Genomic DNA, 413 nt, shown 5'->3' with positions numbered 1-413 from the left:
GTTCCTGCAGCGCGCGCAGCAGCTTGGCCTGCAGCGACAGCGGCATCGATTCGATTTCATCGAGGAACAGCGTGCCGCCATCTGCGTATTCCATCTTGCCGATGCGGCGGCGGTCGGCGCCCGTGAAGGCGCCCGCCTCGTGGCCAAACATCTCGCTCTCGAACACGGATTCCGGCAACGCCGCGCAGTTCAGCGCAACGAACGGCCCGCGACGTCGGCTGCCTTCGTGAATGGCGCGCGCGAGCACTTCCTTGCCCGAGCCGGTCTCGCCCGTGACGAGGATGTCGGCATCGGTCGGCGCCAGCGCGGTGACGAGCCGGCGCACGTTCTGCATGACGGCGCTCTGGCCGATCAACGGGTACGCCTGCCGTCCCTGCAGCGCTTCACGCAACCGCAGGTTTTCGGAAGTGAGC

Annotated in this window: 1 protein-coding gene; it reads right to left on the bottom strand. The window is 67.3% G+C overall.

Translation table 11 applies throughout. From position 1 onward, the window contains the following. On the bottom strand, nt 1-413 hold a 413-nt coding region (locus GV818_RS33870), incomplete at both ends, for a sigma-54 factor interaction domain-containing protein (protein WP_161778761.1).

The organism is Pseudomonas sp. Fl4BN1 (assembly GCF_009908285.1).
In the GTDB taxonomy this organism is placed as follows: Bacteria; Pseudomonadota; Gammaproteobacteria; order Pseudomonadales; family Pseudomonadaceae; genus Aquipseudomonas.
The sequence above is the reverse complement of the archived record's forward strand: the minus strand, read 5'-3'. Positions and strand labels throughout refer to the sequence as shown.